This window comes from Paenibacillus lentus (genome assembly GCF_003931855.1).
Classification (GTDB): domain Bacteria; phylum Bacillota; class Bacilli; order Paenibacillales; family Paenibacillaceae; genus Fontibacillus; species Fontibacillus lentus.
On the sequence record NZ_CP034248.1, the window covers coordinates 4,331,207 to 4,355,793 of the forward strand.

General features: G+C 46.2%; 21 protein-coding genes. 7 read left to right on the plus strand and 14 right to left on the minus strand.

What is annotated here, in order from left to right; translation table 11 throughout:
* Positions 1-57 precede the first annotated feature (57 nt).
* From EIM92_RS19635 to EIM92_RS19650, 4 genes are all read right to left on the minus strand, one after another.
* Positions 58-1,395, minus strand: coding sequence for a DRTGG domain-containing protein (locus tag EIM92_RS19635; protein ID WP_125084272.1), 1,338 nt, complete (start codon positions 1,393-1,395; stop codon positions 58-60).
* Positions 1,396-1,629: 234 nt separating this feature from the next.
* A complete protein-coding gene (locus EIM92_RS19640) occupies positions 1,630-1,959 on the minus strand; it encodes a hypothetical protein (RefSeq protein ID WP_246021071.1) in 330 nt (109 codons plus the stop codon).
* Between the two features lie 113 nt (positions 1,960-2,072).
* Positions 2,073-2,420 (minus strand): YlbF/YmcA family competence regulator, encoded by a 348-nt coding sequence (locus EIM92_RS19645; RefSeq protein ID WP_125084273.1) that lies wholly within the window; start codon positions 2,418-2,420, stop codon positions 2,073-2,075.
* Positions 2,421-2,515: 95 nt separating this feature from the next.
* Entirely contained in the window at positions 2,516-3,682 is a 1,167-nt protein-coding gene (locus tag EIM92_RS19650; protein ID WP_125084274.1) for a DUF445 family protein, read from the minus strand.
* Positions 3,683-3,955: 273 nt separating this feature from the next.
* Between EIM92_RS19650 and EIM92_RS19655 the strand changes: the two genes are divergently transcribed.
* From EIM92_RS19655 to EIM92_RS19675, 5 genes are all read left to right on the plus strand, one after another.
* Positions 3,956-5,323 (plus strand): YheC/YheD family endospore coat-associated protein, encoded by a 1,368-nt coding sequence (locus EIM92_RS19655; protein ID WP_125084275.1) that lies wholly within the window; start codon positions 3,956-3,958, stop codon positions 5,321-5,323.
* A gap of 18 nt (positions 5,324-5,341) precedes the next feature.
* Entirely contained in the window at positions 5,342-6,463 is a 1,122-nt protein-coding gene (locus tag EIM92_RS19660; RefSeq protein ID WP_125084276.1) for a YheC/YheD family endospore coat-associated protein, read from the plus strand.
* Positions 6,464-6,559: 96 nt separating this feature from the next.
* Positions 6,560-7,933: a YheC/YheD family endospore coat-associated protein gene (locus tag EIM92_RS19665; RefSeq protein ID WP_125084277.1), complete on the plus strand. Its 1,374-nt coding sequence runs from the start codon at positions 6,560-6,562 to the stop codon at positions 7,931-7,933.
* Positions 7,933-9,057: a YheC/YheD family endospore coat-associated protein gene (locus tag EIM92_RS19670; RefSeq protein WP_125084278.1), complete on the plus strand. Its 1,125-nt coding sequence runs from the start codon at positions 7,933-7,935 to the stop codon at positions 9,055-9,057. The genes EIM92_RS19665 and EIM92_RS19670 overlap by 1 nt, the downstream gene beginning before the upstream one ends.
* Positions 9,058-9,102: 45 nt before the next feature.
* The gene (locus EIM92_RS19675; RefSeq protein WP_125084279.1) at positions 9,103-10,206 is read left to right on the plus strand and encodes a YheC/YheD family endospore coat-associated protein; all 1,104 of its coding nucleotides are present in this window, start codon (positions 9,103-9,105) and stop codon (positions 10,204-10,206) included.
* 48 nt (positions 10,207-10,254) lie between these two features.
* Here EIM92_RS19675 and EIM92_RS19680 read toward each other — a convergent pair whose 3' ends face one another.
* Complete coding sequence (locus EIM92_RS19680; RefSeq protein ID WP_125084280.1) at positions 10,255-10,962, minus strand: HAD family hydrolase; 708 nt, start codon at positions 10,960-10,962, stop codon at positions 10,255-10,257.
* Between the two features lie 272 nt (positions 10,963-11,234).
* Between EIM92_RS19680 and EIM92_RS19685 the strand changes: the two genes are divergently transcribed.
* Positions 11,235-12,380 carry an amidase domain-containing protein gene (locus EIM92_RS19685; protein ID WP_246021072.1) on the plus strand — a complete coding sequence of 382 codons (1,146 nt, stop codon included), beginning with the start codon at positions 11,235-11,237 and terminating at the stop codon, positions 12,378-12,380.
* 94 nt (positions 12,381-12,474) lie between these two features.
* Positions 12,475-13,965 carry an oligosaccharide flippase family protein gene (locus EIM92_RS19690; protein WP_125084282.1) on the plus strand — a complete coding sequence of 497 codons (1,491 nt, stop codon included), beginning with the start codon at positions 12,475-12,477 and terminating at the stop codon, positions 13,963-13,965.
* A gap of 72 nt (positions 13,966-14,037) precedes the next feature.
* Here the strand turns inward: EIM92_RS19690 and EIM92_RS19695 are convergent, their stop codons facing one another.
* The 9 genes from EIM92_RS19695 to EIM92_RS19735 form a co-directional block, all read right to left on the minus strand.
* Positions 14,038-14,409 carry a c-type cytochrome gene (locus EIM92_RS19695; protein WP_125084283.1) on the minus strand — a complete coding sequence of 124 codons (372 nt, stop codon included), beginning with the start codon at positions 14,407-14,409 and terminating at the stop codon, positions 14,038-14,040.
* A gap of 25 nt (positions 14,410-14,434) precedes the next feature.
* The gene (locus EIM92_RS19700; protein ID WP_125084284.1) at positions 14,435-14,896 is read right to left on the minus strand and encodes a FixH family protein; all 462 of its coding nucleotides are present in this window, start codon (positions 14,894-14,896) and stop codon (positions 14,435-14,437) included.
* A 604-nt stretch (positions 14,897-15,500) separates the two neighbouring features.
* Positions 15,501-17,501 carry a methyl-accepting chemotaxis protein gene (locus EIM92_RS19705; protein WP_125084285.1) on the minus strand — a complete coding sequence of 667 codons (2,001 nt, stop codon included), beginning with the start codon at positions 17,499-17,501 and terminating at the stop codon, positions 15,501-15,503.
* A gap of 311 nt (positions 17,502-17,812) precedes the next feature.
* On the minus strand, positions 17,813-19,270 hold the full coding sequence (locus EIM92_RS19710) for a glycoside hydrolase family 1 protein (protein ID WP_125084286.1): 1,458 nt from the start codon (positions 19,268-19,270) through the stop codon (positions 17,813-17,815).
* 28 nt (positions 19,271-19,298) lie between these two features.
* Positions 19,299-21,173, minus strand: a complete 1,875-nt coding sequence (locus EIM92_RS19715) for a beta-glucoside-specific PTS transporter subunit IIABC (protein WP_125084287.1) — start codon at positions 21,171-21,173, stop codon at positions 19,299-19,301.
* Positions 21,174-21,381: 208 nt separating this feature from the next.
* A complete protein-coding gene (gene licT / locus EIM92_RS19720) occupies positions 21,382-22,230 on the minus strand; it encodes a BglG family transcription antiterminator LicT (RefSeq protein WP_125084288.1) in 849 nt (282 codons plus the stop codon).
* Between the two features lie 246 nt (positions 22,231-22,476).
* The gene (locus tag EIM92_RS19725) at positions 22,477-23,034 is read right to left on the minus strand and encodes a TlpA family protein disulfide reductase (protein WP_125084289.1); all 558 of its coding nucleotides are present in this window, start codon (positions 23,032-23,034) and stop codon (positions 22,477-22,479) included.
* A complete protein-coding gene (locus EIM92_RS19730; RefSeq protein WP_125084290.1) occupies positions 23,027-23,770 on the minus strand; it encodes an ABC transporter ATP-binding protein in 744 nt (247 codons plus the stop codon). The genes EIM92_RS19725 and EIM92_RS19730 overlap by 8 nt, the downstream gene beginning before the upstream one ends.
* Positions 23,763-24,584: an ABC transporter permease gene (locus EIM92_RS19735; protein ID WP_125085286.1), complete on the minus strand. Its 822-nt coding sequence runs from the start codon at positions 24,582-24,584 to the stop codon at positions 23,763-23,765. Before EIM92_RS19735 ends, EIM92_RS19730 begins: the two co-directional genes overlap by 8 nt.
* Positions 24,585-24,587 lie beyond the last annotated feature (3 nt).

Consider the following 24,587-nt stretch of genomic DNA (forward strand, 5'->3'; position numbering starts at 1 on the left):
AAAAAAAGGACAATTCTGCGCTTTTGAAGCATTTCAGAAATTGTCCTTTTGTTGTTATTAAGCGTGATCGATCGACTGCAGCGTCATGACCGCTTTGGAAATAAGCAGGTCCTGGTGAGTAATAATGATTTCCAGCTTGCAGGCGCGGCGGCTCGTTTCCAGAACGACCGGCGTAATGGTGACCGCATTCTCAATTTGCACGGGCCGGACAAAATAGGTCGTCAAATGATCGACGACATAATCCCCGCCGCCAACATCCTTGGCTGCGCTGAGGCCCGCTTGAGTCATGATCGAAGTTAATACGCCATGGGATATTGTGCCGATATCGGTCGACATTTGCGGTGTAATGATTCCTTGGAAGAACAGTCGTCCCTCCTCGTCCCGTTCCTCGACGAAGCCGTTCCACATCAAGTGCTCAAACGTTTCCCCGAGCTGTGGTTCGTTCCGCGCATCCCGCATCGCTTGCAGTACTTCCTTACGTGTGACAGCGGAGACAAGCTTCCGGTTGCGATCGATCACCGGCAAGAAATCAATACCTTCCCACACCATAATTTGCGCCGCGGAAGCAAGCGAAGTTTGAAGCCCGACCGTAATCGGATGGCGCACCATACATTTCTCGATATGATGGTCTCCGCCACCGATGTCCTCGACATTTTTACGGCTGACAATACCGATGACCCGATTCCACTCATCCACGACTGGAAAGTGCTGCATTCCCGTTTCCAGAGAAAGCTGGTCAAAATCCGAAATATTGCTGTTTACCTTAAGCATATTAGGTTTTGGCTTGGTCGCGACAATGTCCTCGACAAGCATAATCTTTTTCTTGATCAGCCGGTCAAACAGTGCTCGGTTTATCATGGAAGCAACCGTAAAGGTATCATGCCTGGATGAAATGATCGGTAAAGCTAAGCGATCCGCAAGCGCCTTGACTGCGCGGCTCGTCCCGAAGCCCCCGGTAATGAGGACGCCGGACCCCAGTTCAAGCGCTAATGAGTGCGCATCCTCCCGGTTCCCCACGATCAATAGGCTGCCCGCATCAATATACCGGGCCATCGCATCAATCTTCATCGCACCGATCACATATTTATGTAGCGTCTTATCCAAGCCTTCGCTACCGCCCAGCACATGTCCCTCCACAATTTCGACGACATCGGCAAAGGTCAGCTGATCCGATATATTACGCGGCTTCTTCTCTACCCGCACCGTCCCTATCCGCTCTTTCGTAATGACGATCCCCAGATTCTCCGCTTCCTTAACCGCACGATAGGCCGTCCCTTCACTTACCCCCATGCTTCGAGCCAATTTACGAACTGAAATTTTAGTTCCGATTTTCAGCCCTTCAATGTACAGTAGCAGTTGTTCGTGCTTTGTAATGCTTTCCTCATGCCCTTGCAACTGTTACACCCCCCGTTCAAATCTGTACCATTCTGTATCTATTATACACATTTTTCCCTTGAATATAAATGGACACGCTTCATCCAACAATCGCATAAAACAAAAAGAAACAAGCACTGCCTGTCCCTCCTAGGAAAAACAGCACTTGTTTCGTTTAACTTCCCGACGAATTGCCACTTACCACTTATTCTTACAGCTTTTCATAGGGCGCCACTGCCAAGAAAAACTCCTCGATTAGCCCTGCTTGCTCTCTACCTGCCAATCTTTCTTCAGCAGCTTGCTCTGCCAATCGCGCAGCTTGGCCCGACGCACGGCTTCAAGGGCACGCTGCTTCTCCTCGTTGACACCTAGCAGAAAATGCAGGTGCGCACCGACAACCATAAAAGCAAAAGCTGCCCACACGGCGCCAAATAACGACATCCAGCCTGCACCTGGATCAAACGAGATCAGCGGCAGAGCATAGATGAGCATACCCAAGGCAAGAATGAGATAGATCGCATGCTTCCATTTACTTCTCTTTTTCTCTTTCTTAATTAATTGCAATGCTTTTATTGTTTTCATCATCCGCAACTCCTTCATCACGATCTATAAACGAATCTATATTTCTAGTCTATGAAGGAGAGATCAGTAATATGAAACTTTCAGCAGGAAACTTGCACTAAAATTGTTTAGTCCGACTACAACTGCTCTGCCCCGTATAGATGCTGCAGGCTGTCCGTGATAATTTTGTTCACATCTTGAATGATCACGCTCAAGCGGCGTTCTGCATCAAACAAGCGACGAATGTTCAAATTCAAGCTTAGCACCTCAAACAGCTTCTCCATTTGCTCCATTTCCTCGGGAGAAGGCATATCGCCGCTCATCATCCGCTGCTGTACTTCATTTTGCTTCAGGCGAAAATCATCAAGCATCCGCTTGCTTTCCGGATCTGCATCCACCAGTTTCATGGCAGAAGTAATATCAGCTACCTCCTGACTCTCTTTAAGGGCCTTTGCCAAATCATGTGCTTTGTCATAAATGTTCATTTTTAATATCCTCCTCAATTGTAGTGAATCAAGTTATAGTAATACAAGTTGTAAATACGCCTGTCACTTCACCCTAAACCAAATGAGCCATCTTCTCATCGACCGATCCACAGCAGCATTAACGATTGTACCAAGCCGATTATGCCACCCAACAGAACTCCCAGCCAAGTAATTGCTCTAAACTCTTTGCCCGATAAGCTAAGTATAACCTCTTCCAACCGATCTACGGGAAACTTCTGCACCTGCTCCTTCACGAGCTGCGGAAGCCTGATTGCCTTCATTGCGGGCGGAATGACGCGAGCGATAAGAAGAAGCAGGCGATCTGCAAGACCAGGAACGGCAGCTTCAGCTTGACTGCGCCACGGTTCAATCCATGAAGCGACTTCCATGCTCTCGACCTTACTAATCCAAACTTCGAGCGGAAGCTCCTGGAGCTTCGCACCGATCCATGACTCTGGATCACGCCCAATCCAAGAATAGAACAGCTCGCCTACAGGCTTCTCGCCATAAAGCTCCAGCCGGTCCTTAATTGCCGAAGCAACTCTACTCCGCGCTTCATCCCCTTGCAACGCCCGTACGAGGGCTGGTGTCAGCTTCTGAACAAGCTTCTCCTCATCCATAAAGATCGCGGCCATCGTCCCCAGAAAGCCCCCAGTGTTGTCGACAAGACCCGACGCTATTTTGGTCAACAGACGCTGACCCTTGGATGAAAGCATTTCCTCCACAACCGCGTCAAGAATCGCTTTTGCTGCCGCCTCGCCCCATATCTGACGGTTTTCTTCCGACCAGCCCGGCACTATATCTTTTAGCGGTTTTTGCTCCCAATCATATTTCTGCCAAGCTTGTCGGAAGCCATATTGGAGTATCGCTGCCAGCGCCGCTGCCATTTTGCTCTTGAGCGACGCCCACTCCTCCTCCGTCCAAATAAGCAGGGCAGCTTCCTTGACTGTTTTATCGCTGCTCGCCCAACGTTCTAGCAGTACCCCTAGCTTCTCCGCTGCCTGACTGCGGAACTCAGGCCTCAGCACCATTTCCTGCAGCCCTTCCGCAGTAACCAGGTAGTCGGCGACGACAGTGCCTAGAGACTCCGCTATATCCTCTCTCCGCTTCGGAATGAGTCCCGGCGTGAACGGTACGCGCCGCTTTCCGATCATGACAGGGTTCCTTGGGTGAAACAGCATTTTTATCGCAAAATGGTTCGTTACTCCGCCAACAAACGCTGCCACGACAACACTGACCATAATGTATAACCAATCTGCCAACCTTACATCCTCCCTGTAAATCCCTAAAGAATACCGCCTAATAACTCTACCGTTATATAGGCTGTTGTCACAATTTATTACGCTCTAGCCCTCTGCGGATGGCCGTCTCCCTACTTGAACTGACACCGAAATCTGTATTGGCCTGCGTCTGATACAAAGTTATTTCAAAGATGGGTTAATCACCAAGGATTCTATGTCCTCATATGATGCATTACATGTATTTACGAAGATGCACCCAAGACATCAAGCCTAGCTTGGAAGGAGATCCGCTTCATGCACTCCAAAAAAATAAAGGTACAAATCATGAATCCGGGTTTGCTGGAAGAGGATTGTCTCGTGCTCGGCGAGCTGCTGATCAAGCAGCTAAAAATTCCGACCAATCATCCGCTGCAGCTATCCTTCGGTTCATTTCGCCACAATGTCAAGGTCATTCCCTTGTCGCGGTTAGACGGGATCAGGATCAGCCAAGGACTTGCAAAAAGAATGGCTCTTCCGGCAAGGTCGACACTTCGAATCACTTATCGTCCTCATTCATCTACCATCCAGCTTGGACCAATTATCGGTGTGCTGATCAGTCGAGACTATCCGGAAAGTCCGGAGAGACCGTTCGGCCCAATCACCTTGTTCTGCCGGGAACTCGCCAATGCTTGCCAACGACAAGGAGTCTTTGTTTATTTCTTTACACCATCCCATATTGGAAGCAACAGCTCAAATGTAACAGGATGGGTTTATGCGGATGGCTGGAGGAAAACCGATCTTCCTGCCGCAAATGTGTTCTACAATCGCCTGACATCGCGAAAATTGGAGAATAAGCCTAGCGTACAGCATTTTATGAAAGAAGTAAAATCCCTCTTTGGCAGCCATTACTTCAACGAAAAATTCCTGGATAAAACCGAAGTATTCGATGCTCTGGGGCACGCTCCAGCTCTGTCCGTTTATATGCCAGAATCGCATTTATTCCGCAATTTCGCCATGTTGAAATCGATGTGCAACAAACATCCCATCGTCTTCCTTAAACCGATTAAGGGCAGCCTGGGCAAGGGCATCATACGTATCTCCCGGCTGGAAGGAGGAGGTTATCAAACGTTAACGGCGCAAGTCGGCGGAACTCAGAAGCAGACTTACCCCAGTCTCGCCAAATTATTCTCCGCTCTATCCGGCAAAATGAAATCGACACGTTACCAGATCCAACAAGGCCTCCATCTAATGCAGATGGATCGTCGGCCTGTAGATTTTCGTGCACTTGTGCAAAAAAATCGATTCGGAAAATGGAATGTTACCTCTATTGTCGCCCGGATCGCTGGCAATCAACATTTTGTTTCCAACCTAGCGCGAGGCGGTTCGCTCTGCACACTAAAGGATGCTATCTCACGCAGCACGCTCCCTCCTCAAATTAAGAAAAAGTTAAGCGCAAGACTTAAAAAGGCCGCGCTCGATATCGCAAAGGGTATCGACGAGCAAATTCCAGCTCACTTCGGAGAACTGGGCATTGATCTCGCGGTCGATCAGCATGGCCGAATCTGGTTGCTCGAAGTGAATTCCAAGCCTTCGAAGAATGATAATACACCGATTGGCGGGGGCAAAGTTCGACCTTCCGCTAAGCAAGTGATAGAGTACTCACGTTTTCTTTCCGGCTTCTAAACAAGGAGGATCTTTAAGATGAATCCGTCTACTCAAGGCATAGTCGGCATTTTGGTAGGCGAATGCACCGGTCCCCTACCTTTTGCAGAATCAGCGTTTTTCCGCCAATTATGCCATATTGGCAATCAACAGAGAATGACTATCTACGTATTTTGCCCAGGGTGGGTCACTTCAGGCCACAGGAGCATCCCTGGATATACGTTTGAGAATGGGAAATGGATACGAAAGCAGTTCCGCGCCCCGGAAATTATTTATGATCGATGCATATCTCTCGATAAAAGGCAGCAGCGGCGCAAGCAGCGCTGTCTAGAAATCTTGAATGAACTGCAGCCCTTCGTTTACTTAACCCGGGGGCTTGCAGGTAAATGGTCTGTCTATCAAGCCCTTGTCAAACATAAACTTTTCGTCCCCTTCCTTCCCCATACTGTCCGTTACGAGAATTCGAGCCAGCTCGACCAGTGGATCTCAAATCATGAAGGCGAGGCCTTCCTCAAGCCGCAAAACGGTTCGCACGGAAAACGAACCCTACATGTTAAAGAAATAAAATCAGAGCCGGGAGGTGGGTTTGTAGTAACCGGAAGAGACAGCAGCAATCAACCGTTCCTCAGAAAATTTCATTCCAGGCAAGATGGTTTGGAGTGGATCCATCGATTCGTCGGTTCAAGAATATTTCTGCTGCAGCCCTATCTGCAACTAAACAATGCTAACGGCGAGCCATTTGATGTCAGAGTGCTGATGCAAAAAAACGAAAATGGCAATTGGAGCATGACAGGCATGGCTGTACGGGCTGGTCGCAAACACACGTTAACCTCTAATCTCCACGGCGGCGGAAGCGCTCATCGAGCGTTACCCTTTCTGACTAAGGAACTGGGTACGCAGGATGCATCAAGGGCTATAGACACTATCCATCATCTCTCGGAGGCTATTCCTGTGCATTTGGAATCCCATTTTGGCAGGCTTGCTGAGCTTGGGATCGACTTCGGAGTTGATCGCAAGGGGCAAGTATGGATTCTGGAGGTCAACTCCAAGCCGGGCAGGTCCTCATTGTCTCGGATCGGCGATATGCAAGGGGCTCGAAAGTCCGTGGAGAACCCGATTCAATATGCCCGATATTTGTTGCTTCGAAAAAATTTAGCATAGCCATTCTTACTGGTTGCTTCATTGAAACCTTCAAGAACTTTGATCCTGGGCTTTCGAAGCTGTTTTGCTTCGCAATACTTTTAGGAGGAAAAATTCATGAGTTTGACTTTCTGCAACGTCCATTTCACGCAGCAGCCCCAAAGGGTCGTCTACGTGTCGGGATCATTAATGAAGAACCTGAAATTGTCAGGGAAAAAGTCCGTTCATCTTAGGCTTGGCCAAGACCGCATTCCTGCTACAGTCAAACCGATTCATAAACCAGGCAATCATCTGTATCTTGCCTCGGGCGTTCGCAAAAGGATCAAAATTCCAAGTTCAGGCACTATATATCTTCGCAATCACCAGGATGGCGAAGTACACATCGGCCCCCTGATAGGTGTTTTATCCGATGGGCCTACGAATTCGCTCCAAAATCCTTTCGGCTCCAGAACGGGATTCATCAAACAACTGCTTAAGCATGGAAGCAAGCTGTCCTATATATTCGCCTTTACCCCAAAGGACATCAATTGGGAACAAGAAACGATCAATGGCTACTTTCTTACCGAGTCAGGCCGCTTTCAACGAAAAAGTGTACCGCTGCCGGATGTTGTCTATAACCGTCTGCCAAGCCGTAGGGCGGAGACAACGACTCCAATTAACTTGCTGCGCGAAAGGTTTATCCGTAAAAAAATACCCTTTTTCAACTGGAGCTTCTTTAATAAATCGGACATATACAGGCTGCTGGAAAAAGATACAGGCGTCAGCCGTTACGTGCCTGAATCGATTATGAATCCTACGCCTGAGCAAATAAGAGATTTGCTGGATCGACATTCACTCATCTACTACAAACCAAACAGCGGAAGTCTAGGGAATGGCATTTATAGACTATCCCACATTCCAAGAAGCGGTTATTTTGCCCGGTACCGCAATGGCAGTAAAAATGCGCTGCTGCGCTTTGGTTCCTTCACCAGCATGATGCGTACGCTTAAGACCAGGCATGGACGATCACTTCGCGGTTACGTGGCACAGCAGGGGATTCGACTTATCGAGATTGACGGCTGCCCGATCGACTTCCGATTCCATATGCATAAGAACGGTAAAAACAATTGGGTCGTGGTCGGCATTGGCGCCAAAAAGGCCGGCAAAGGCAGCGTAACGACACATCTCAAAAATGGCGGTTCACTGCTGACTCCGGAACAAGCGCTCGGCCGCGCCTTTGGGGAAAGGGCTGAAGATGTGCTGAGGAACGCGAAAAATGTTGCTATCACGCTAGCCGAAGCAATAGAGTATCACCAGCAGCATCTGATTGGAGAAATTGGCTTCGATATCGGGATAGACAAAGACGAGAAAGTATGGATGTTCGAGGCTAATGCCAAGCCAGGAAGATCTATATTCCAGCACCCTTCTCTAAAAGCCGAGGGTAAGGCATCCGTAGAGCATATACTCGAGCACTGCCTATATCTCAGTAAATTCCGGAGGAGGGAAGGCTAATGGGCCATCTCTTGACCGACAGAAAGCCTGTCGTCGCTGTGCTCACCGTAGGAGATCCCGAAGGCCAGTTCCGTGGAAACCGAGCTAACTTCAAAGACATCATCAACACAGGAAAAAACTTGGAAATTCCTGTATATGTTGTTACGACTAAAGATTTGAAACTATCTGCCCAGCGAATCCAGGGCTATCATTACGACCCCGAAGAAAAGAGCTGGACGAAGCAGTGGTTTCCCCTTCCTGATGTAATTTATAATCGAATTCCACTGCGGGAAGACGAACGAAAAAAAAAGGTTCGTAAAAAAATCAAAGAAGTTATCCAGCATAAAACGATTCACATATATAATCCTTATTTTTTTAATAAACGAAAATTGTTTAATTGGTTGAAAAAAAACCGATCTACGCGAATGCTAGTTCCCGATACCAAAAGATTGCTTGGCCCCAAAACGCTATGCAACATGCTCTATACTTATGAACGGCTTTATTTAAAACCCGAAAGCGGCAAGGCTGGAAAAGGGATCATGCTTCTTCAATATGAGGAGGAGCATGTCAAGCCCTATCGTCTAACGATCCAGGGCCAAAGATACAGACATATCATTTATCGAACAGACAATTTAGGCTCGCTCTGGTCTCGAATTCAAAAAGAAATGAACAACACCCCCTATATTATGCAAGAGGGAATTCAGCTCACTTCGTACAAAGATCGAAATTTCGATCTGCGTGTTCTCGTGCAAAAAACGGGAAAAGGAGTGTGGATGGTAACTGGAGTAGGGGCACGGCTCGCCGGACTAAAAAGAATTACCACACATGTCCCGCAGGGAGGCAGTATAGAATCCCCCGAGAAAATGCTTAATCCTTCATTTGGCAGTGAAATGACCACCGTGATCCTTCATCGCCTGAAGTCCAATGCCGTGCTTATTGCCAAACAAATCGAGAAATCCTCAGGGTATTTACTTGGTGAGATGTCAATGGACCTGGGAATTGATACCGAAGGAAATATGTGGTTCTTCGAAGCCAACAGCAAGCCTATGAAATTCGATGAACCACAAATCCGCAAAAAATCGCTACAACGCATTTTTCAATATAGTCAGCATTTAATAAATCAGCCCAAAAACGCGGATCACTAATCCGAATTATATTGGTCCAATTATCGTACAAAGAAGGTGAATGTATTGTCGCAACCTGTTCTCGGCATATTGACGCTGTATATGAATGACAAAAAGCAGCTTGAAGAGCGGCATATATATCAGAAAATGATTATGGAAGGCCAGAAAATAGGGTTAGATGTTTTCGTGTTTACACCGATGGATGTTTATAATGACAAGAAAAAAATTCATTCCCTCCAGTATGATCCAAAAACAAAAAGATGGACACGAAGATGGCGCAGCTTTCCGCACCTCATTTTTGATCGGTGCCGAATTCAAAAAAGCAAGCGCTATGAGCAGCTAGTCAAGTTTCGCAACCGCTACTCGGGTCTCACGTACCTGAACCGTCCAATGCGCGATAAATGGATGATTTATCAGCTTCTCTCCCGCAAGCCGAGATTCAAGCCACATTTGCCAGAAACCGTGATATTTCAAAATATGAGCGATGTATACAAAATTATGAGTTCTCATCCCAGTGTTTACATTAAACCGATGCAGGGAACGGGAGGAAGAGGCATCCTACGCGTAGATCGTGTCGGCCCGGAATCCTATTTACTTCAAGGCAGAAAGCTTAATCGAGATATCATTCCAGCCCAAAAAGTCCACAAGACAAAGCTAGAGTCCTATCTCATGAAATGGAAAGCCAAAAAACGTTATCTTGTGCAACAAGGAATTGAAATTAGGCTGTCCGACGGCCGGGTACATGATTATCGAATGCTGGTACAAAAAAATGGTTCCGGGCGCTGGGAAGTTACCGGATGTGCGGGCAGAGTAGGTCCGCCGCGTAGCGTAACTTCAAATCTGCACGGCGGGGGGCATGCCGTACCAATGGACACTTTACTGCAGCAATACGCCGACATTGATGAGAATCGCGCTGAAATACGCCGAACCGCCGAGAATCTTAGCCTGGACATTGCCGAAATGCTGGAAACAACCTACGGTGCGCTCTGTGAGCTCGCTCTAGACCTTGCTATTGATCCAAGCGGAAATGTTTATGTCCTGGAAGTGAATCCGAAGCCGGCCCGGGAGGTGTTTATCCAGTCCGGTGATACAGATGCTTACCGCACGGCCATCCTAAGGCCGCTTGAATATGCCTTATGGATGTACAAACAAAAAGCCGCTCCTTCTTAACACGAAGGACGGCTTCGTTCATTATCCAAATCCATCAACAGCTTATTTTTAGCGTTCCTTCTCTTCGGAAAAATCTGCTGCTCGATCATACAACGTGACCAGTTCAGCAAAGGAAGAGATCAGCTTATCAGCCCCATCAAGCTCCCTTCCGTGACCATATCCGGCATAAGCACAGCCGATAACCGTCTGTCCGTTCTCTTTGCCCGCTTCCACATCGGAAGAGCGGTCCCCGATCATCCATGCACGGTTTATATCATGGGCATCCAATAGAAGCTTCACTAAATCAACCTTAGATGAGGTTTGATGCTCGCCGGCACTATAAATCCCTTCAAACAGCGAGGAAATGCCGTGCGTATTTGCAACCTCTTTCACATAATGCTCGAGTCCGTTGCTTGCCACAAAGAGCCGGACTCCTCGCTCCTTTAGACGTTTAAGCGTCTCTGCAACTTGAGGATATAGTTCAGTATCGTAGTCCTTCAAACCGATAAGCTCATACTCCAGGAGCAATTCGTCAGCCCGTCGATGAACGGTTATATCATGATCTGGCAGTACTCTCTTCCATATATCATCCAGCAGCATGCCTAACCCGCCAAGTATTCTGTCTTCAGGCGGCGTCTCCCCGGTATACAGTTTCTCTTCCCGCAGCTGATCGAACAAGCGATGATATACCGGAATTAAAAGTGTCTCCGTTTTGAATAGCGTGCCGTCCATATCAAAAATCATCGCTTCAGGTCTTCTCAATCGGGTAATTTCCATGTCAGAGTCCTTCCTATCTTTGTGATAGCCCCATGATATTCCAAAGAAATGACCTTGTAAACCCTATAAGCTTCCCGCTGGAAATTTCCCTCATTACACCAGCGGAGACTAAACCGGAACTGCTCCAAAGTCTTTTACACGATAGAACTCATAATTTCAGTCATAAAGGTAAAGCTAATACCGAGCCTGCCGGATTGCTTGCTAATCGTTAGATAGACGTACCTAGACCTGAGAAAGTTTTGGTTAGCTCTTAGTAGCAGGAGTGGAAAATATTGTTTAAAAAAGACGGTGGTATGAAATTGACAAATAAAATGACATCAGCCGTAATTATTCTTTGCTTAGTACTGTTCGCCTACAGACCCGAAATAACTACTGCTTCCGATGACAAACAGGAAAATGAGGTTCGTGTCTTTCTGAACAAACTTTACAGGCAGAGAGCCGATGTTCTCATTAAACGCAACACGAAGCAATTAGAGAACTATTATTTCAATGGCTCCAAGGTTAGTAAGCATGCTTACCACAATGAAATGAACCGAACGAATTACCTTAATGAATGGGCCACCAAGAGATCAATTAAACTGGTTATGGCGGATAGCGATATTCGTATTATTCGCCTGAAATTATCCAACAATACGGCTAAGATCTCCTTAGTGCAGTCACTGAAGATCGATTATACCTATTTGAATAAATATGTTCCCGTTCAATCATTTGGCATCGGAACAGAACATTTTATTACTCTCAAAAAGATCGACAACGATTGGAAAGTCTATAAAGAATGGTATTTGGATCCATTGAATGAGAACCCGAACAAAATAGCGGCCACCGAGGATGGCCTATCCCCATCCGTCAGCTATAAACAAGAATTAGTGGATGGCCAAAAATATCGCCGAGCCCGTGCAGTAGAATATGCCAATAAATATGCTGGTACTGCTTGGGGTGCTGGGAATAATCATAGGTATAACCGCAAATATGCCGATTATTCCGGTAGGGGTGGAGATTGCACGAATTTCGCTTCCCAAGTTGTAGGGGATGAGGAAGAAGGCGGAGGCTTACCAAAGACTGGTGCCTGGCGTTATTTCTTCAAGAAAGGAGGAAGTGAAGCTTGGATCAGGACAGATTCCTTCTATAACTTTATATTGTATTCCGGATACGGAAAGCTGCTGGCAAAAGGCCATTTCCGGGATATGATCACTCCATCAACCAAATATCCAAATGGGGCGATTTCACATATCCAACCGGGCGATTTGATCGGTTATATTATTAGCGGCAGTGATGTGGATCATTTCTCAGTTGTCGTAGGCTTTGACGATTACGGCTACCCGCTCGTCAATTCGCATTCGGCAGATCGCTACCGCGTTCCCTTCGACCTGGGATGGGATCAATACACTAATTACTTACTTGTCCATATTAAAGATTAATGAGTCTAGCGGGATAAACAGCTTGTCAGCATAACTGCAGTTTAGCGTCATACAATAGAGAACTGGAACATATTGACGGTACGCTGGAGGACAAATGAAATTATCCCGCCTGTTGAAGCAATCCGCGATCAGGGCCGGGGCGATGGCTATCGTAAAGTTGCTCGGATTAGTCGGCCGTGTCGTCTTGACCAGGCTCGTAGGTGCAGAAGGAATTGGATTGTATCAAATCGCATACTCCTTTTATGGTTTGCTGCTGATGATTTCCGGTGGTTTGTCGACAGCTTTGGCCATTATCACTGCGAAAAAGCCTTGGCTCGGTTGGCATTTTTTTAAATGGATCTCCCTCTTTTTAGTGGTGCTAGGGGGCTTTTTGAGCATGGTCGTATTCTGGAACTCACCGCAAATTTCCAGTTTTATAGGGAATCCTGGTTTGCAATATGCTTTACGAAGCCTCGCTCCGGCGATCTTTGCGGCTCCGTTGTTAGGCCTATTAAGAGGTTACTTACAAGGCCTCGAACGCTTTAGCATTATTGCTATATCTGAGTTAATAGAGCAGGGTAGCCGCATATTATTCATGCTGCTTATAGTCGGCCAGCTATTTACTCACGGCATCTATATCGCTGTTGGCGGAGGGTTGCTAGCCGCCTTTATTGGCGTACTTGCATCTTTTACACTGCTAACGATTTATATTTCCACTGTTCAACGGAATAAAACTATTGTCCCTATGTCCGTCCATAAGCTGCCTTTTGTTTGGCTGTTTAAAGCATCTTTCATGATTTCATTAACTCGATTGCTAATTCCCGCCTCCGATTTTATCGATGCCATCCTTATTCCTGGGAGGTTAATGGCCGCAGGTTATGACACTTCCCAGGCCACGGCGATGTACGGCATAATTACGGGAATGGCCGCAATTATGGCATATACACCGACGCTCGTCACTCAAGCGCTGAGCCATACTGTAACGATTCGAATGGCTCATTATTGGCAGCACAAGTTGCTGACCGAGTTCCATAAACTGCTCTCAGTTTCGCTTAAAGCAGCCTGGCTTTGGGGACTATCCGCTGCCATATACATCTACGTATACGCCAATGAGCTATCCTTGTTTATTTTTAACACTGCCGAGGCCACGGAGCCGATCCATTATCTAGCTATTATTCCTGTCGTGGTTGGCTTTCGCGAATTATCGACAAGCATTCTATGGTCCCAGGACATAAAAAAAGTGACTTTTTTCGGACTATTTACCGGTATAGGCTGCTCCATCGTTATTCAATATGTACTCATTGCAATTCCTGGATGGGGCTATTTCGGAGCTGCGCTTGGAATACTCGCAATGGAGATCATATCTTCCCTTTGGAATTTAATCGCACTAAAAATACCATTCGGTCGCTTGCTTAAACGGCTTCCGTTTCTTCTTTTCGATGCGATGATATTGATCGTTTCAATGTTCCTAATCAGCCTATTGTCGAAGCTTTGGAGCGACGGACCAAAGAGTATGTTCAGCTTCTTAGCGGAAACGGCCTTATTCTTCTCTGTCGTCGGCCTCTTCCTCTACGCTCGCTTCAAAGGAAATTTTTCAACAGGATAACGCCTTAGTATCTTGAAGCATGCTGCCGATCTGGTCATTCTTTGCAGCGATCCACGATCCAGCTTATGCGCTTCATTCGGTTGCCCCTTTACTGTCCGTATGGGCGGCGAGCCAGGCGGCAAGCGCATCGATATCCTCGGCTTCTAGCCTTTTATCATAAGGGGGCATCCCTTCTCTCCCGGAACTAATTGCCTCATAAATTTCCGCTTTGGTAAGCGTAGAGCCGATCGACTGCAGATTCGGCCCTACCCGCCCGCTAAGATCAGCGGCATGACAGCCTACACAATTCTGTTTATAGACTAATTTGGCCTTGGCCTCATTCGCGCTTCCGCCTTCAAATGACGCAGCCGAGTTGTCCGTAGTAGCGGATTGTCCGCAAGCCGTTATAGCGAAGAGACAAATTACTAGCAATAGCAGCTGTAATTGCCGTGCTTCCGTTCTCATTTTTGCGGTCCTCCTTGCCTAATATTTAGTCCATATGGGAGCTCTTATCGTATAGCGATTCCTTCGCACGTTCGATTTCCTCTTCCGATACCGTTCCGACAATAAATTGCTTGCGCGGCATATTATGCATATCCCGAGCCGTCACATGAGCGATCACATTGTAAACTCCGTCTTTATCGAAAGTTCTTTCAATACCGTAAACGCCGTTTCCAACATGCGTGCCCTCCAGCATTTTATGCTCCTCGTCTCCGCTATACCATACTTCGAAGATTACGGATTTGGCATCCGTCACTTCTTCACCGCCCTGAGTTACCTTAGCTTGAATTGTCACCGACTCCCCAAGCTTTAATTCCTCGGGATCACTCTGAATTTGTACCTCGATAATTTCCGGAACCTCATTCAGTAGCCCTGTCTGGCTGTTCGAGGATGAGCATCCTGCCAAAATAGCAATCATAAGCACCAGCAACACTGTCGCCCATTTCTTCATATTGGACCTGAACCCCTTCTCTATCAAAAATTAGCTACCAATTCCACGGCCCCTTTACAACTCCGAGCCCTAATAAACAAAACATCTGCTAAACTCATCTTTTGACTCATTAACGAATCTGTCGTACACTTTGCTTCCGGTTCATATCGAAGCTCTCTTGCCTTACTCAGTGTAGACTCTGCGATATTATTCGTCACCTGGGCATCGTTAAAGCAAGGCGGAGACACATAAACATGCAAAGAATGATCCAATATCATCCGCGTCTTTCCCGACGGCATAGCATTGATCGGGATAAAGAATAGACTTAATAGAATAAGTGCAACCAATGATACTGCTATACTTATCCTTTTTATAGCTACTCCCTCCTTACTGGCAGTGTATCTCAATATTATGAGGAAAAAATGATGATTTGGGGCTATTTACATTTTCAGGTTGTTAACGTTTTGTGAATATGAGGAAGACACCACCAAAAACACCATGCGCTCTGTAATAAATATCATTGTAACTATTTAAACCCAAAAAATAAAGCAAGAATCATACCACATAGCGACATGATCCTTGCTTCGTTATATTTCGTTATATTTTAGAAGTTAAATATGCTGGACTAGTATTTGAAATGCCCGATTGTTTCCTCCAATTCAACCGCCATTTCCGACAATGCTTGGGCGGAGGCTGAAATTTGCTCCATCGCCGCCAGCTGTTCCTCTGATGAAGCAGCAACCTCTTGAGCAGCAGAGGCATTACCGGTAGCAATCATGGAAAGCTCATTTGCCGTTGCCACGATCTGCTGTACACTTGCCGATATTTGTTGTGCCGTAGCCGCAATCTCGGCAATCTGTGGTGTCGTTTCACGGATTCCTCCCATGGCCTGCTCTAATCGCTGCATCGTAGTCACGGATATGTTAAGCCCCTCCTCTACCTCTGATGTCACGCGAGTCATCGTCTGTACCGAATCCTCCGCATCCCGCTGAATGCCATCAAGGAGAGTGTTGATTTGCAGTGCGGACTGCTCGGATTGCTCTGCCAGCTTGCGAACCTCGTTTGCGACGACCGCAAAGCCGCTGCCATGCTCCCCAGCTCGTGCCGCTTCTATAGCTGCATTCAAAGCGAGCAGGTTCGTCTGACCGGCAACATCCCCGATCAGCTTCGTAATTTCACCGATTTCACGTGTACGATCATAGAGTGAGCGAATCATGCCATTCGACTGCTCGACAGACTGATAAATAGACCCCATCTGGTTGCCTGCCTGCTCAACCGAGCGACTACCTTCCTCCGCTTGTGCCGATGAATGTTTTGCCAATTCAGCAACAGCGTTCGTGCGCTCGGCAATCAGCATGACTCCTCGTGCAATTTCATCAAGTGCCGCTGCATTTTGCTCCAACCCCAATGTTTGGCGCTCGGCTCCACCAGCTATTTCCTGCACCGCTTGCGCTATATGATGACTCGTTTCTGCGGTCTGCTCAGAGCTTGAAGTCAGTTCGCCAGATGAGCGGGCAACCCGTTCGGCTCCTTCCCCTACCTTGCCGATCAAGCTGCGCAGCTTCTGCTGCATGATTTGAAATGCGGCGGCCAAATCGCCAATTTCGTCATTGGAATTCACCTGGATGACCTGGGTTAAATCCCCTTCACTTACGCTTTGGGCCTGCTCCTTCAACCTGCGAATTGGCTTGATGATCGACTGAATCATGAAATATATAAAAACAAACCCTACAAGAAGACAGACAATTCCGGTGAGCAACGTATTATAAATGATGGGCTTTGTGGCATCATCAATCTCCGATAAATAAATCGTACCTCCGATTTTCCACCCGGTCAGCGCATTGGTTATGTACGTCATATATTTATGCTCACCTTCGCTGACGAAAGTGTACTCACCATAATCACTCTCATACATTCTCTGCTCAGCAGACTCCGAAGCTTTCTCCCCAGCGTTGCTGACAGGATGAACGATAACATGCTGTTCGCCATCCAGAAGTATAGCGTAGCCTTCCTTTCCAACTTTAATCCCGCTGAAGGTTTCCCTGATATTTTCCAACTTCAGGTCAATTCCAAATACTCCTGAACCATCTGCTGTAGCCATGGACACCGAAATTGTAATTTCTTTATTATCATCAGCAGATAAGTAAGGACGACTAACTACAGCTTTGCCCGGTTCTTTCATCGCCGCTTCGTACCAAGGCCTTTCTCTCGGGTCGAAATCGGTCATTCCCTGCGGTTCCGGTATAATCAGAGACTTTCCTTCCTTTGTTCCATAATAAATAAGACTGGTCTCGGGATGAAGATCGGCATATTGCTCGAATGAAGAACGTGTACCCGCAAGCATTTCTTCACCAAGTAAATTTCCTTGCAGCTTTTCTGCGAAAATATGCGCATCATGTAGTTTCGGCTGAACGAGATCGTTAATCATTGAATCCGCGAGCTTAATAGATTCGGTAGCACTGTGTGTAATTTGCTCTTGAATCCCGCTTCTGGCACTCTTTGTCGCTAATACGCCAAGCACTAAAGGAGGAATAAGCAGGATGATGCCGATGGAGATAAATAACTTCACTTTAAAATTGCCGACAATTTTGTTTAATAATGCTCTGATAGTTTCTATTTCTAACACTCCATTTCCTAAATAATATTTCTCTCTATTTTCTAAAATAAGGTAAAATAAGTTGAGGACTTCTTCTTCAAACTGTACGACATATCCTTCCTCCCTATCAATTTATTTCCTGAAAAGGTTGAGCTAGATGTCGCGCAAATCCCCTTATCGAACTGCACCCACCTGCAAGAGCAGCCCCTTCGCTAAATCACGAAGGGGCGCAACATTATCGCATTATTATAATTGAACTCCACGAAATAGGCAACTAACACCATAGCCCAAGACCTACTTAAGGCTACAACCCATGTCTTTATTTCTATCTCATCAACTCCTTATAGTTCTTCACCATTCGTAGCTATTACTTTCTTATACCACTCAAAGGAAGCTTTACGGGAACGCTGTAAAGTTCCATTGCCATCATCATCTTGATCCACATAAATGAAGCCATAGCGCTTAGACATTTCCGATGTGGACATACTGATGAGGTCAATCGGCCCCCAACTTGTATAGCCCATCAAATCTACACCATCTCTAATCGCTTCTTTCATTTGCACAATATGCTGTCTTAAATAGTCGATGCGATACGTGTCCTGAATAGAGCCATCTTCTTCCACTTTGTCATAAGCTCCTAGACCATTCTCTACAATGAACAACGGCTTCTGATAACGATCGTACATCGTATTTAACGTTACACGAAGACCGATGGGATCGATTTGCCAGCCCCAGTCAGATGTTTTCAGATAAGGGTTCTTCACCCCACCGAACAAATTCCCCTCCGCACTTTCATGTTCTGGCTCATCTGATACAGTTATACTCATATAGTAGCTAAAAGAGATGTAATCGACGGTATACTGCTTAAGAAGCTCATCATCCCCCTGTTCCTTGTGCAGAACGATATGATTCTCCTCAAAGAATCGATCCATATATTTCGGATATTCTCCCCTGGCGTGCACGTCAGTGTAGAACAAATTCATCTGGTTCTCATGCTGAGCTTTGAGAATATCCTTTGGATTACAAGAGTACGGGTAGGTTTCCAGCCGCGCCAGCATACAGCCGATTTTGGCATTCGGAATAATTTCATGGCACAGCTTTGTAGCCAGAGCACTAGCAACAAATTGGTGATGCAGTGCCTGATAAATCGTCTGCAGCTTGTTCTCCGCGCGGTCAATCACAACCCCGCCGCCCGTAAAAGGACTGATTGGCATCATATTGATTTCGTTAAATGTCAGCCAGTATTTCACTTTATCCTTATAACGTCTAAATACCGTCTCCGCATATTTCGCAAAGCAACCGATCACTTCACGGCCTGCCCAGCCATTGTATTTTTGCGTTAGGCCAAGCGGCGTCTCATAGTGAGCTAATGTGACCAACGGCTCTATGCCATATTTATGCAGTTCGTCCAAGACGTTCTCATAGAACTGTAGCCCTGCTTCATTCGGTTCGGCATCGTCCCCGTTCGGAAAAATACGTGCCCAGTTAATCGAGATACGGAACACCTTGAAACCCATTTCCGCAAACAAAGCGATATCTTCTTTGTAGCGATGGTAGAAATCGATGCCATGACGCTTCGGAAACCTAGCATCGACCTTGCCGGCAAGTATGTTCTCTATCTGTTCCGAGGTGATTTCAATAGCATGTCCGCCGGTACGCTGCTCTTTAGGTACAAAAGCAACCATGTCCGCGCTGGACAGACCTTTCCCGTCTACATTATAAGCTCCTTCAATCTGATTGGCCGCCGTTGCGCCACCCCACAGAAAATGCTCTGGAAAACCCTTCATACTTTTTGTCATTGTGATGTACCTCCTTCAAATTTGTATATTAAATTACAACGGTTAAAAGATAATCGCCTTGCTTCACTTCTGCATTTTCCGTCTTTAGAACATCCAAGTAACTCGCTGAATTCGTTACGATAATCGGAGTTGCCGTGACGAAGCCTGCAGCTCTAATCTGCTCCACATCAAATTGAAGCAGCACATCCCCTTGCTTGACACGATCGCCTTCCTTCACCTTTTTGTCGAAGAACTGTCCTTTTAACTTAACGGTATTTACCCCCACATGAATAAGCAATTCAACTCCTGCATCGGACATTATGCCAATGGCATGACCGGTTGGGAATACCGTTGTCACGGTTCCATTAACTGGCGATGTCAGCCTTCCAATTAACGGTTCGATCACGACTCCTTTACCCATAGCTCCAGATGCAAACGCCTCGTCAGGTAGTTGTTCCAGAGGCATGATTTTACCCTCTAGCGGACTGACGATCACTTCCTTCTCTATCAGGCTTCCCACTGCAGGTACTGCTGATTCGTTAACGGAGGCAGAATCGCTCGGAGCTTTGCTGCTTGCTTCAACTTCATCTTTAAAACCGAGGATTAATACGAGTAATGCCGCCAAGACAAATGCTACTACTAGCCCGATCATCGTTGCGGTAAAGCCTGGACCGATAAACGTAGGAATTGTTAGCAGGCTTGGTACAGCAAACTCATAACCTGCCCCTCCGCCGGCACCGATAATCGCACTGCCGACTGCACCAGCAATACAAGCATATATAAACGGTTTTTTAAACTTCAAGGTAATTCCGTAAATCAATGGCTCAGTGATTCCGAATATACCTGCAATTGAAGAAGAACCAGCCAGAGCCTTCGTCTGCTCGTTTCTTGATTTTAATAGTACGCCAAGACCTGCTCCAGCCTGCGCAAGCACGGCAGCACCAACCATCGGCAGCATTGTATCGTAGCCTAACGTCGTCACATTATTCAGCATAATCGGTACTAATCCCCAGTGAACACCAAAAATAACAAAAACCTGCCAAAATGCTCCGACGATTACACCAGCGATAATCGGACTCAAATTATAAGCCCATGTATAACTCGAAGCTAAAGCTTGACTGATTGTGTTGCCGACAGGCCCAAACACCAGAAAGGTGAGTGGCACGATAATGACCAGCGCGAGCATCGGAACGAGAATATTTCTAACCGATTCATGGATGATCGATCGTAGAAACTTCTCCACATACGACTGAATCCAAACCGCCAATATGATGGGAATAACACTGGATGTATAACTGGCAAGCGTAACGGGAATGCCTATAAATGCTATTTGCGCACCATCGTTAAACGCAGCGATCATCGTCGGATAGACTAAGGCGCCGGCGACCGCCACCGCAACGAACGGATTTGCCTGGAATTTACGCGCCGACGTGAAACCCAAAAGAATAGGCAGGAAATAAAAAGTGCTATCTGCGGCAGCATTCAAAATCATATAAGTACCTGTCGCCACATCCATCCAACCGAGTCCCACAAACAGAGCCAGCAGTCCTTTTAATAATCCAGCGCCCGCAAAGGCTCCAAGCAGAGGTGAGAAAATTCCTGAGATCAAGTCAATCGCTTTACCCAGTATGGTACTGCTCGAACCTTCCTTATCATTACCGCTTTTCTCGGTGTCCTCCAAATTCGTCTCTTTCATAATTTGCTTGTATACTTGGTCTACATTATTACCAATTACGACTTGAAACTGTCCAGCGCTCTCGACAACCGTAATAACCCCCGGCGTTTTTTCCAAAACGGCCTTATTTGCCTTGGCCTGATCCTTCAACTTAAATCTCAGCCTAGTAGCACAGTGTACAAGAGAAACCACGTTCGATTCCCCACCAACGTAATGAATGATTTGTTTGGACAAATCCTGATTACTCATGGCCAAAACCCCTCTACTTGATTGATTTATGTGAACTTTAGCAATAGGTACCGTAGGGCGCGCTAGCACCTCACCCTACTTACCTAGGTAAAAAGAAAAACCTGAACTCAGGGCAAAACCAACGTCATATCACGTTCATTTTGCCATCAGTTCAGGTTTTGCCTGCATGACCAGTAACACCCTGTAATGATAGTTGTCTAATCTTGTTCTATTCTTCAAAACTGTTGCGTTCCGTCACTCGCTGAATGTGAATCGTCAGATACACATATTCGTCCTTACTTAGGGATTGTCCATAAGTGTTTTGTAGATAATCATTAATCTTACCAGCACATTCAAACGCCTTCGTGTACGTTTTCTTAACCTGGTTATACAAAAAGTCCTCTCCGCTGTTGTGACTTTCCTCCCGCAATACCCGCATGGCGAAATACTGCAAATGCGTTAGGAATCTCGAATAATTCAATGACGTATCATCGAGAACGATGTTGTAATGATAAGTTACAATATTGAGGATATTTTGGACGATTTCGGTCATTTTCATCGTAGCTTTCATTTCATTGCCGTCCATGCGGGCATTCACAAGGTGAAGAGCGATGAAGCCCGCTTCATCCTCCCCGAGAGCATAGCCCGTGTTTCGCTCAATAATTTGAAGCGCATCCAATCCAATTTGAAATTCCTTTTTATAGAAACGCTGAATTTCGAAAAGCATAGCGTTCTTGATGGCTAGTCCCTTCTCATGCCGCTGAATTGCAAAATGGATATGATCTGTCAGCGTCAAATAAATATTATCGCTAAGTGTCGTTTCCAGCATCTCATTGGCATGGGTTACAATTTCATTTACCAGTTCAAGATGAGATTCCGGGATATCATCGAGCAGTTCTGTAAGCTTGGCGGTCAACTCATTGGTGCTCATCATGAATATTTTGTCGACTTTCTCCTGATCGACGGTATCCCCCGCCACTTTATTAAAAGAAATGCCCCTTCCCATTACAATGATCTCTTTGCCTTTTGCGTTCTTGGTTAGAAGAACATTGTTGTTCAGGACCTTCTCAATGATCATTCGTGGCTCGCCTCCAGATTAATTTTAGAAATAAAAAATGCCCAAGCTAATTAAATATCATTCACGCGAATGAGATATAATTAACCTAGGCATTGCCCGCTTTACCGGTCACAATCCTTTATATAGTTCTTATTTTAGCATAAAAAAAAGCGATTACAAGCCTTTTTTATAAATATTGTCCATGACAGTGTCCCGCTACAGCATTGATTTTCTTGAAAACATAAAGCAGATGATCAAAGCAAGGCTTTAATCATCTGCTGCGGCTTGAATATAAGCTTGAAGCTGTTCACTGCTCGTAATTTCACCAATGATGGAATGATGGAGATTGCCCTTTTTGTCAATAATATAAGTAACCGGCAGGCCGACAATCCCATACAACCCAGCCACTTTGCCCGTCACATCGATCATGACCGGAAATTCAAATCGGTTTGCAGTCAAGAATTCATTTACGGTTCCTTTTGACTCTCCAACATTCACAAACAAGGTAGCCACATCCAACTGATTCGATTCGTACACTTCATTGATGAGCGGCATTTCCTTTACGCAAGGCTCGCACCAGGAAGCCCAGAAGTTCAAGACAACTACTTTTCCTCTATAATCAGATAGTAAAACCTTGTCCCCGTATGTGTTCGCAACCTCAAACACCGGTGCGGCTTCGCCGATCGCTATTCTTGCATTCTGCTCCGAGGTGTTCTTCTGATTGGACGTAATGATAATCCATACAATAGCCCCGATGGCAAATAGAGCCAATAGCAAGGTAATGATAGAGCTTATGCGTAATCCTTTGCTTTCTGGTTTACTCATTTAACTCACCTGCTGCGGATGTTATTCCCAAACTCTGCTGAAACGCTGTGTGAAGTGGAAAAGCGCCATACTGCTCGCGGAAGTACTCCACAGTACCTTCACCATAATTACGACCGTTATTCAAGAAAACTACGTAATCAGCAACCTCTTCGGCTATGTCCAATTGATGGGTCGAAAAAAGGACGGTATGACCTTCGCTCTTAATTTTCTGCAGTAACCGAACAAATTCATTCATCCAGTAAGGATCAAGCCCATTCGTCGGCTCATCCATAATTAACAATGGGGGCTTACCCAGCATAGCTTGGGCGAATAAAATGCGCTGCCGCATTCCTTTGGAAAAAGTATGCACCTGCTCATTTCGCTTATCCTCCAAGCCCACGATGCCTAACACCTCGTCAACCCGAGTCTGTGGAACCCGGCGCAATGCTGCCCAGAATGACAAGATCTCTGCCGCCGTCAATCCGTGTGAAAACTGAAAATCATCCGGCATGTAGCCGATTTGCTGCGAGAATTGCTTCCTGTCTTTTTTCCACTGAATCCTATTTACGCTAATTTCCCCGCTCGTCGGCTGCATAATTCCGGCAATCATGCGCAAAACCGTGCTCTTGCCCGCTCCGTTTCCACCACACAGACCTACAATACTGCCCGCATCAATATTCAAGTTGATGTTATCTACAAGCTTCTGTTTCTGTATTACTTTATTTACATCAACTACCTGCACAAATGGGTCAGCCACGAGATCGTCCCCTTTCCCAGATCCAATATACTCCCGTAATAGAGATACCAATCCATGCCAAGCATATTACAAAAAACAGCAGGCTGCCGCCTGGCTGTTGAATCCAGGTCACCCACTCATAATACTCTGGCCCGAGCACAGAACCCCCGCCAAGCTTAATCACGACAAACAAACGCACGAGCTCCGCGGGATTCAAGAGCGTTAATGCGACTAGCGAGGGCTTAATCCATAAATAAGGCAGCGAGCCTAATATAGAGATTAGTATCGTCGTCCAGCCAATCACGTAAAAGAACCAGATCATGACGGAAAACGTCAATGCCTGCCAACGATTTTTGGATAAGGAGCCGACAATTAATGCGACCGCCAAAAACAACAGTACTAGACCGCAGGAAAAGGCAAGGAACAGCAAATAAGTACTAAGTTCAAAAGCTGTACCCGTAAAGACGGAAATTAAGCCCATCAAGCCATAGCCGAACGAGACAATAATCAATAGCACGACAGAAAGGCCTACATATTTACCAATGATAAAAGGCATCGTGCCGAGCGGATACGTCGATAACAGCTGCCAGCTTCCCTCTTCCTTCTCTCCGGTCAAAGAAAAAGAGCCGAGAAACAAAGTCATCAGTGGAAGCAAATATAAAATCAGATTGAGCATGGCTCCAGTAGTGGCAGAATAGCCGCTGACGACATTTCGAGAATTTATAAGCAGCAAGCTTATACTGAATATAGAGAACAGAATGAGAAAAGAATAGGCCCACGGATTGCGGAGCCCAATCTTAATTTCTCTTTTTGCTACTTGAAGCATATCCGTCATCAT